This window comes from Elioraea sp. Yellowstone (assembly GCF_006704265.1).
Classification (GTDB): domain Bacteria; phylum Pseudomonadota; class Alphaproteobacteria; order Acetobacterales; family Acetobacteraceae; genus Elioraea.
The window spans coordinates 1-9,012 of sequence record NZ_VIKA01000130.1 but is presented as its reverse complement, the minus strand read 5'-3'; the positions used below and the strand labels follow the sequence as shown (position 1 = coordinate 9,012).

Annotated in this window: 9 protein-coding genes, 1 tRNA gene and 1 pseudogene; 2 read left to right on the top strand and 9 right to left on the bottom strand. The window is 71.6% G+C overall.

Features of this window, described 5'->3' with window-relative positions:
- Nucleotides 1–444, top strand: a 444-nt coding sequence (locus FK498_RS14995) for a DUF533 domain-containing protein (RefSeq protein WP_141855914.1), incomplete at its 5' end; no start/stop codon positions are given.
- A 26-nt stretch (nucleotides 445–470) separates the two neighbouring features.
- On the top strand, nucleotides 471–1,694 hold the full coding sequence (gene acdA, locus FK498_RS14990; protein ID WP_141855911.1) for a 3-sulfinopropanoyl-CoA desulfinase: 1,224 nt from the start codon (nucleotides 471–473) through the stop codon (nucleotides 1,692–1,694).
- A 36-nt stretch (nucleotides 1,695–1,730) separates the two neighbouring features.
- Here the strand turns inward: acdA and FK498_RS14985 are convergent, their stop codons facing one another.
- The 9 genes and pseudogenes from FK498_RS14985 to FK498_RS19375 form a co-directional block, all read right to left on the bottom strand.
- Nucleotides 1,731–2,639: an SDR family oxidoreductase gene (locus FK498_RS14985; protein ID WP_141855909.1), complete on the bottom strand. Its 909-nt coding sequence runs from the start codon at nucleotides 2,637–2,639 to the stop codon at nucleotides 1,731–1,733.
- 73 nt (nucleotides 2,640–2,712) lie between these two features.
- Entirely contained in the window at nucleotides 2,713–3,573 is an 861-nt protein-coding gene (locus tag FK498_RS14980) for a carbohydrate ABC transporter permease (protein ID WP_141855907.1), read from the bottom strand.
- On the bottom strand, nucleotides 3,570–4,445 hold the full coding sequence (locus tag FK498_RS14975) for a carbohydrate ABC transporter permease (protein WP_141855905.1): 876 nt from the start codon (nucleotides 4,443–4,445) through the stop codon (nucleotides 3,570–3,572). Before FK498_RS14975 ends, FK498_RS14980 begins: the two co-directional genes overlap by 4 nt.
- Nucleotides 4,446–4,494: 49 nt before the next feature.
- The gene (locus FK498_RS14970) at nucleotides 4,495–5,784 is read right to left on the bottom strand and encodes an ABC transporter substrate-binding protein (RefSeq protein WP_141855903.1); all 1,290 of its coding nucleotides are present in this window, start codon (nucleotides 5,782–5,784) and stop codon (nucleotides 4,495–4,497) included.
- 26 nt (nucleotides 5,785–5,810) lie between these two features.
- Entirely contained in the window at nucleotides 5,811–7,094 is a 1,284-nt protein-coding gene (locus FK498_RS14965; protein ID WP_141855901.1) for an ABC transporter substrate-binding protein, read from the bottom strand.
- On the bottom strand, nucleotides 7,091–8,173 hold the full coding sequence (locus FK498_RS14960) for an ABC transporter ATP-binding protein (protein ID WP_370510908.1): 1,083 nt from the start codon (nucleotides 8,171–8,173) through the stop codon (nucleotides 7,091–7,093). Before FK498_RS14960 ends, FK498_RS14965 begins: the two co-directional genes overlap by 4 nt.
- Nucleotides 8,174–8,328: 155 nt before the next feature.
- Nucleotides 8,329–8,404 (bottom strand) — tRNA-Phe (locus FK498_RS14955).
- Entirely contained in the window at nucleotides 8,395–8,616 is a 222-nt protein-coding gene (locus FK498_RS14950) for a DNA gyrase inhibitor YacG (protein WP_141855896.1), read from the bottom strand. Before FK498_RS14950 ends, FK498_RS14955 begins: the two co-directional genes overlap by 10 nt.
- Nucleotides 8,609–9,012, bottom strand: a pseudogene (locus FK498_RS19375) (hypothetical protein); the annotation flags it as partial. The pseudogene FK498_RS19375 and the gene FK498_RS14950, both read right to left, overlap by 8 nt.

The following is a 9,012-nucleotide window of genomic DNA, read 5'->3' as shown; positions in this document are numbered from 1 at the left end:
GGCGCCGGCCGTGCCTCGCCCTGGGGCAGCCCACCCCCGCCGGCTCCGCCGCCCGCGGCGCCGTCCCGGCCGGTGGGTGCCGAGGATCGCGAGGCGCTGCTGATCGTGCGCGCCATGATCGCGGCCGCACGCGCCGACGGCGCGCTGGACGCCGAGGAGCGGGCCGCGATCGCAGGCCAGCTCGACCGGGCGGGGCTCGAGGCGGAGGCGCGCGAGCTGGTGCTCGCCGAGTTCGCGAATCCCGCCCCGCTCGAGGCGCTCGCGGCCGAGATCGGCGATCCGGTACTGGCCGCCCAGGTCTACGCCGCCTGCGTGCTCGCGGTCGGCGAGCCGTCTCCCGGCGAGCGCGCCTGGCTCGATGCGCTCGCCCGCCGCACCGGGCTCGGCGCCGCGACGGTCGCGGCGATCGAGGGCCGTCTCGCCGCCGAGGCGGGGCGGGGCTAGAAGGGCGCCGATACCTGGAGGACGCCATGGACGGACTGACCCAGGCCGAGCGCGCGCTGTTCGAGCGGGCCGCGCGCCTGGCTGAGGAGCGCATCGCCCCGCGCGCGGCCGAGATCGACCGCAGCGAGGCCTATCCGTGGGACCACGTCGCCGACCTGAAGGCGGCCGGCTTCCTCGGCATGACGATCCCGCGCGCCTATGGCGGGCAGGGCGCCTCCTATCTCGACGCGGTGCTGGTGATCGAGGCGATGGCGCGGCGCTGCGCGGTGGCGGGGCGCATCTGCGTCGAGGCGAACATGGGCGCGATCGGCGCGATCATGGCCTACGGCACCGAGGCGCAGAAGCGCCTCGCCACTGAACAGGTGCTGGCGCACGGCGACAAGCCGGCGATCTGCATCACCGAGCCCGAGGCCGGCTCGGCCGCGACCGCGATGACCACGCGCGCCGAACGGCGCGGCGACCGCTGGGTGATCAACGGGCGCAAGCACTGGATCACCGGCGGCGGCGTCTCGCGCCTGCACCTCATCTTCGCGCGCGCGATCGAGAACGGCGTGGACCAGGGGATCGGCGGGTTCATCGTCGTGCGCGAGGGCGAGGGCAGCCCGCCCGGACTGGTGATCGGCGAACGCCAGTATGCGATGGGCGTGCGCGGGATCCCCGAGACGGTGGTGGAGTTCCGCGATCTCGAGGTGCCGGCGGAGATGGTGCTGCCGTCCCCCGGCGGGTTCCGCCGCGGCTTCGGCGCGCTGATGGACGCCTACAACGCCCAGCGCGTGGGTGCGGGCACGGTGGCACTCGGCATCGCCGCCGGTGCGCTGGAGGAGGCGGTGGCGTTCGCGAAGCGGCGCGAACAGTTCGGCCGGCCGATCGCCGAGTTCCAAGGCCTGCAATGGATGATCGCCGACATGACGGTGGCGGTGGAGGCGGCCCGGCTGATGCTGTGGCGCGCGGCGCGCAGCGTCGGGCCGAACGGCTTCCCCGATCCGCATCTGGCCGCGCAGGCGAAGATCCTCGCTGCCGAGACCGCGGTGAGGGTGACGAACGACGCGCTGCAGCTCTGGGGCAGCGCCGGCTACGGGCGCGACAACCCGATGGAGCGGCATGTGCGCGACGCGCGCATGTTCACGATCGCCGGCGGCACGGCCCAGATCCTGCGCAACCTCGTCGCGGCCCGGGTGCTGGGGATGAGGCTGCCGCAGACGCGCGACGGGTATCTGCGCGAGGCGGAGAGGCGGGCGGCGGCGGAGTAGCGGCGTGTCGGCAGGCCGCGACCCGCGCGGGCGCCGTCACACCGGATCCCACGAGAACACGTCGCCGCTGCGCTCGAGCGGATAGAACTGGGCGCGCAGCGCCGGGATCGCGTGCTCGGCGATCGCCTCCGGCGTCCAGCCGCCGTCACGGTGCACCGTGCGCAGCGGGCGGTTCTGGCTGAACAGGATCAGCTCGTTCTGGCGCATGCCGAAGATCTGGCCCGTGACGCCCTTCGCCGCGTCCGAGGCCAGATAGACCGCGAGCGGGGCGATCGTGTCGGGCGTCATCCTCTGCAGCTTCGCCACGCGCGCCTGCTGTTCGGGCGTGTCGGTCGGGATCGAGCCGATCATGCGGCTCCAGGCGAAGGGCGAGATGCAGTTCGACCGCACGCCGAACCGTTCCATGTCAAGCGCGATCGACTTGGAAAGCGCGGCGATGCCGAGCTTGGCGGCGGCGTAGTTCGCCTGGCCGACATTGCCGATCAGCCCCGAGGTCGAGGTCATGTGCACGTAGGCGCCCGCGCCCTGTTCGCGGAAGATCGGGGCGGCGGCGCGGCTGACGAAGAAGCTGCCGTTCAGGTGCACGCCGATCACGGCGAGCCAGTCCTCGACCGACATCTTGTGGAAGATCGCATCGCGCAGGATGCCCGCATTGTTCACCACGATGTCGAGCCGGCCGAACGTCTCGACCGCCCGCGCGACGATGCGCTGTGCGCTCTCCCAGTCGGCCACGCTGTCGGTGTTCGCAACGGCACGCCCGCCCGCCTCCACGATCGCGCGGACGGTCTCGGCCGCCGGACCCTCGTCGCTGCCGGTTCCCGCGACCGAGGCGCCCACGTCGTTCACCACGACCGCGGCCCCCGCCCTCGCCATCGCGAGCGCGATCGCGCGGCCGATCCCGCGTCCAGCCCCGGTGACGATCGCGACCTTGCCCGCCAGAATCATGCGCGTTCCTCCGTGCCCGTGTCCCGCTTCGCGGTTGTAGAGCCGGCCGCCGGGGCGGGGAAGCCCGTGGCCGCTACTTGATTCCCGCGCGCATGAAGGACTGCACGAACTGCCGCTGGAACAGCAGGAAGCCGACCAGAAGCGGCGCCGAGGTCATCAACGTCGCCGCGCTGATGATCGCCCAGTCGATGCCCTGGTCGAGGGTGGCGAACACCGCGAGCCCGACCGTGAGCGGCCGCGTCTCCACCGAATTCGTGATCACGAGCGGCCAGAGGAAGTTGTTCCAGTGGAACGAGACCGAGACGAGGCCGTAGGCGAGATAGGTGGGCCTGGCGAGCGGCACGTAGACGCGCAGCAGGATCGCCATCGTGCCGCAGCCCTCAACCCGCGCGGCCTCCTCGAGCTCGAGCGGCACCTGCTTGAAGGTCTGGCGCAGCAGGAAGATGCCGAAGGCCGAGGCCATGTAGGGCAGGCCGATCGCGACGATCGTGTCCACCAGCCCGAGCGTGCTCATGCTGCGGTAGTTCTCCACCAGCAGCACGTCCGGCGTGATCATGAGCTGCACAAGCACCAGCGCGAACAGCACGTTGGCGCCGCGAAACCCGGCGCGCGCGAACACGAACGCCGCCAGCGTGCAGAGCACGAACTGCGCGGCGAGGATCATGGTCACCAGGACGAAGGTGTTGAGGAAGTAGCGCGCGAAGGGGGCGGCATTCCACGCGGTGACGAAGTTCTCCAGCGTCAGCGGTGCGAACAGCGCGAAGCTGGTGGCGTAGCCGGTGGGGTGGATCGCCGCCCAGACGGCGTAGAGCAGGGGGGCGATCCAGACCAGGCCGAACAGCCAGGCGGCGGCGGTCTCGATCCACCGCCAGACGTCGAGGCGCGGGGCGGCGAGCTGCGGCGTCCCGGCGGAAGCGATGGCCGTGGCCCTCATCGGTAGTGCGTCCGGCGTTCGAGCACGAGGAACTGGAAGGCGGCCGTCGCGGCGAGGAGCGCGAGCAGGATCATCGTCAGCGCCGAGGCGGAGGCGGTGTCCCAGAAGCGGAAGCCGAGCTCGTAGATGTAGGTCAGCAGCAGGGCGGTGGCGTTGTCCGGCCCGCCGCGCGTCATGACGATGATGTGGTCCACCAGCCGGAAGGCGTTGATCACCGCGTTGACCAGGATGAACAGCGTGGTGGGGCCGAGCAGCGGCAGGGTGACGCGCCAGAACACCCGCGCGCGCGAGGCGCCCTCGATCGCCGCCGCCTCGTAGAGCGAGGGCGGGATCGCCTGCAGCGCGGCGAGGTAGAAGATCATGAAGAAGCCGGCCTCCTTCCACACCGCGACCGCGATCATCGCGCCGAGCGCGGTCTCGCGCGAGCCGATCCAGTTGGTCGGGCCCCAGCCGAACAGCAGCGCCGTCGCCTGGTCGAGCAGGCCATAATCCGGCGTGTAGAAGAACAGCCAGAGATTGGCGACCGCGATCATCGGCAGCACGGTCGGCGTGAAGTAGGCCATGCGCAGCGCGGTGCGTCCGGCGATGCGCCCGTTCACCCAGAGCGCCATGGCGAGCGCAATCGCGATCGAGAGCGGGATGGTCGCGAACGCGTAGATGGCATTGTTCCAGAGCGCCTGGATGAAGACCGGATCCTCGAACAGGTACGCATAGTTCTCGATGCCGACGAACCGGGCCGGACGGCCGCCGCGGGGCGTGGTGAACAGCGAGTGCCAGAGCGTTGCCACCGCCGGGTAGTGCGTGAAGCCGAACAGCAGCACCAGCGCCGGCGTCAGCATCAGCCAGGCATGGATGGTCGTGCGTCGCGGCATCGTCCCGTGCGTGGATGCGGGGCGCGGCTGGCGCCGCGCCCCGGGGCCCTCAGCCGCGGCGGAACGGGCGCAGCACGCGATCGGCTTCGGCCTGTGCGTCCGCCATCGCCTGCTGCGGCGACTTGGCACCCGTCAGCAGCGCCTGGAGATTGTCGTTCAGCGCCTTGTAGACGCGCTGGTTCTCGTAGGTGGAGAGCTCGCCGGTCGCGACCGGCAGCTGCTCCTTCGCCACCAGCGCGGCCGGGAACTCGGCGGTGTAGCGCTTCAGCGCGTCCGTCTCCCACGCATCGGGCCGCACGGCGAGATAGCCGGTCCTGATGCACCAGTCGGCGGCCAGCTCGGGCGAGGTGAGGAAGCGGGCGAAGCGCAGGGAGGCCTCGCGCTCGGCCGGATTGGCGTGCTTGAAGAGGTAGAGGTTGCCGCCTCCCACCACGGTGCGCGGCGCCTGCTTGCCCGGAAGCCCGGCGACACCGAATTCGAAGCCGGCGTTGGCGCGGATGTTGGTCAGGTTGCCGGTGGTGGACCAGATCATCGCCGCCGTGCCTTGCAGGAAGTTCGGCGCGAGCGTCGCCCACTCGGTGACGCCCTGCGGCGTGATCTGGTGCGCGAAGGCGAGGTCGCGCCAGAACGTCGCGGCCTCGATCGCGCGCGGATGGTTGAAGTACACCTCCGTGCCGGCCTCGTTCATCAGCCTGTGGTCGACCTGGTTGCAGAGCGCGCCGAAGGTCCACTGCGCCGTGCCGTGGTTGGTGGCGAGCTGCACGCCCCAGCGCGTGTTCGTGCCCTCGCGCCGGGTGAGCCTCCTGCCGGCCTCGACCAGCTCGGCCCAGGTGCGCGGCGGCGCCTCGGGATCGAGCCCCGCCTCGCGGAACATCGCCTTGTTGTAGAAGTAGATCGAGGTCGAGCGCTGGAACGGCACCGACCAGGTCTTGCCGTCCGCCAGGCTGTTCGCCATGAAGGCGGGGAAGAAGCCGGAGAGCCATGCCTTCGTTTCGGCCGAAGCATCGATCTCCTCGATCGGCACCAGGATGTCCATGTCGCGCAGCGAGTGCAGCTCGGCGGCCAGCAGCACCGAGAAATGCGGCCCCGCGCCCCCGCGGATCGCGGTGACGGCCTTGGTGAGCGTCTCGCCGTAGAAGCCGGAATAGACCGGCTTCACGGTGATGCCGGTCTGGCGCTGGAACGCCTCGCAGTAGCCGTCGATGATCCGCGGCACCGGGCCGCCGATCGCGATCGGGTAGTAGAAGGTGAGCTCGCGCACCGCCTGCGCGCGCAGCACCGCGGGTGAAGCGAACGTGGCGGCTGCGGCCGCGAGCGCCGTGCGACGGGTGAGGGTCATCGGTCTGCCTCCCTGGTATGCTTGGTCTAGCGATAGCGGCGGAGGATCCGCTCCGCCTCGGCCTGGGCATCCGCCATGGCGGGGCCGGCCTGCTTGCGGCCGGTGAGCGCCGCCTGGAGGTTGTCGTTCAGCGCCTTGGTGACGCGCTGGTTCTCGTGGGTCGAGAGCTCGGCGACCGCATGGGGCAACTGGTCGCGCGCCACCGCGGCGGCGGGGAAGTCGGCGACGTAGGCCTTCATCGCCGGCGTCTCCCACGCGGCCGGCGTGACCGCGACATAGCCGGTGTCGATGCCCCATTGCGCGGCAAGCTCAGGCGCGGTCAGGAACTTCGCGAAGCGCACCGCGGCCTCGCGCTGCGCAGCATTCGCCTTCTTGAAGACGTAGATGTTGCCGCCGCCCGTGGCGCTGCCGCGCCGCCGCCCGGCGGGCAGCATGGCGACACCGAACGGGAACGGCGCGTTGCGGCGCACATTCGTCAGGTTGCCGGTGGTGGTCCACATCATCGCCACCTTGCGCTCGAAGAAGTCGCGCGGCGTGGTGCCCCATTCGACGATGCCGGGCGGATGGACACGATGCTTCATCGAGAGATCCATCCAGTACTGCAGCGCCTCCACGACCTTCGGGTCGTCGAAGAAGGTGCGGTTGCCTTCCGCGTTCATCAGCCGCACGTCGTTCTGCGTCGTCAGCCCCTGGAACAGCCAGTAGGGGAAGCCAGAGGAGGGGATCTGGATGCCCCACCGCGTCACCTGCTCGCCCTCGCGCCTGGTCAGCCGGCGCGCGAACTCGACCTGTTCCTCCCAGGTCGCCGGCGCGACATCGGGATCGAGCCCGGCCTCGCGGAACATCTCCTTGTTCCAGTAGAGCACCTTGGTCGAGCGCTGGAACGGGATGCCCCAGGTCTTGCCGCCCGTGCGGCTGTTCTCGAGGAAGGCGGGGTAGAACCCGTCGAGCCAGGCGCGATCGACGCCGGGCAGATCGTCCCAGGGCAGGATCGCGTCCTCGTCGATCAGGGTGAAGATGTCCACCGAGAGCAGGCAGGCGGTCTCGGGCGCTTCGCCGGCGCGTGCGGCGGTCAGGGTCTTGGTCAGCGTGTCCTGGTAGGTGCCGGCGTAGATCGGGCGGACGCGGAAGCCCGGGTTGGCGCGCTCGAACTCGGCGCAGTAGCCGTCGATGATCCGCGTGATCGGCCCGCCCACGGCGATCGGGTAGTTGAACACGATCTCCACCGGCGCCTGCGCCAGCACGGCGGGGGAGGCGAGGGCAGGGGCGGCGGCGAGGCCCTTCAGGGCGGTGCGTCGGCTCAGTCTCATCCGGCATCTCCGTTGTCGTGCAGGGCTTCCGCCGGCACGCGCCGGCGGTTCGTTTCAGGAAGGCGACGTCCTGTCGCCGCATCGAACAGATGGACGGGCGGCGGCAGGCGCAGCCTGAGCGGGCTGCCGGCGGTGAGCGCGTGGTGGCCCGGCACGCGCGCCTGGATCGTCTCGCCGGCCGCGCCCACGGTGCAGGTCAGCACCGTCTCGGCGCCGAGGAACTCGGCGGAGGCCACCGCAGCGGCGAGGCCGGGCCCGTCGGTCGGCGCGATCTCCTCGGGCCGCACGCCGAGGATCGCCCCGGCCGCCTCGGCCGGGGCGACGGCGGGGCCGGCCGTGCCGGCGATCACCGCACCCCCGGCGCCGGGCTCGAGGCGCAGCAGCGACATCGGCGGCGTGCCGATGAACGACGCCGCGAACAGCGAGGCGGGGCGGGCATAGAGCTCAGCGGGCGTTGCGTCCTGCTCGATCCGCCCCTCGTTCATCAGCACGACCTGATCCGCCATGCTCATCGCCTCGGCCTGGTCGTGCGTGACATAGACCATGGTGATGCCGAGGCGCTGCTGCAGGCCGCGGATCTCGCGGCGCATCTCGGCGCGCAGCTTGGCGTCGAGATTGGAGAGGGGTTCGTCCATCAGGCAGATCGGCGCCTCGGCGACGACCGCGCGGGCGAGGGCGACACGCTGCTGCTGCCCGCCCGAAAGCTGGTTGGGACGGCGGTGCAGGAGCTGCGCGAGGCCGAGCATGCCGGCGGCGCGCGCGAGCCGCGCCTCGCGTTCCGCGCGTGGCGCGCCGCGGGCGCGCAGGCCGAAGACGATGTTCTCGGCGACCGAGAGATGCGGAAACAGCGCGTAGTTCTGGAACACCATCGCCACGCCGCGTTCCTTCGGCGGCAGTCCCGTCACGTCGCGGCCGCCGAGCAGCACGCGGCCGGAGTGCTGCGTGTCCAAGCCCGCAACGATGCGCAGCAGGGTCGATTTGCCGCAGCCCGAAGGGCCGAGCAGCACGACGAAACGCGCACCCTCGGCGGCGAGCGACACGCCGGACAGCGCCGCGATCGTGCCGAAACGGCGCGTCACGTCCTCGAGGCGGAGCGCTCCCCTCGACCTTGCCCCCAGACTCATGGCGCCGAACCTAGCACAGGTGGCTCACGCTTGGGTGAAGGCAGCGTGACGATGCGACGCAGCAACCGCTGCGCCTGCCGACCGAGGCTAGGGGCGGGAGGGGGCGCGCATGGTGCCCAGGGCCGGAATCGAACCAGCGACACCGTGATTTTCAGTCACGTGCTCTACCAACTGAGCTACCTGGGCCCACGGCGCGAGGGCGGACGTGTAGCCGGATCGGGGGGCTCTGTCCACTCCGCATCCCCCGGGTCGGGCGCCTCCTCGGTCGGCACGCGGTAGGCGCCGCTCAGCCAGCGATGGAGGTCCACATCCGCGCAGCGGCGCGAGCAGAACGGGCGGAAACGAGGCTCCGCCCGCTTGCCGCAGATCGGACAGCGCGCGCCAGCCGGCTCAGCCACGGGGTACCTCCTCCACGCTCCAGGAGAGCCCCGCCAGGCCCGGGTCCGCGACCAGGACGGCAGGCCGACCGAGCCGCGCGGCGAGGAAGGCGAGGGCCTCCGTCTCGTCCTGCGCCGCCTCGACCACCGCCGGCGCGGCGCGCAGGCGAAGCGCGGCCGCCGGCCGGGCGGTGGCCTCGCGCCAGAGCGCGCGCAGTCCCGCGAGCGCGGCCGTCGCCGCCGAAGGGACGATCGTGCAGAGCGGCGTGCCGATCAGCTCGGCAAGCGGCGGGCGGATGCGCGGGCGCACCACCTCGAGCAGCCCCGCGCGCGAGAAGCCGAGCACACGCGGGCGCAACGGATCGGCCGCGAAGGCCGCCTCGGCGTCGCGGCGCAGCGCCTCGCGCGCCCCGCGCC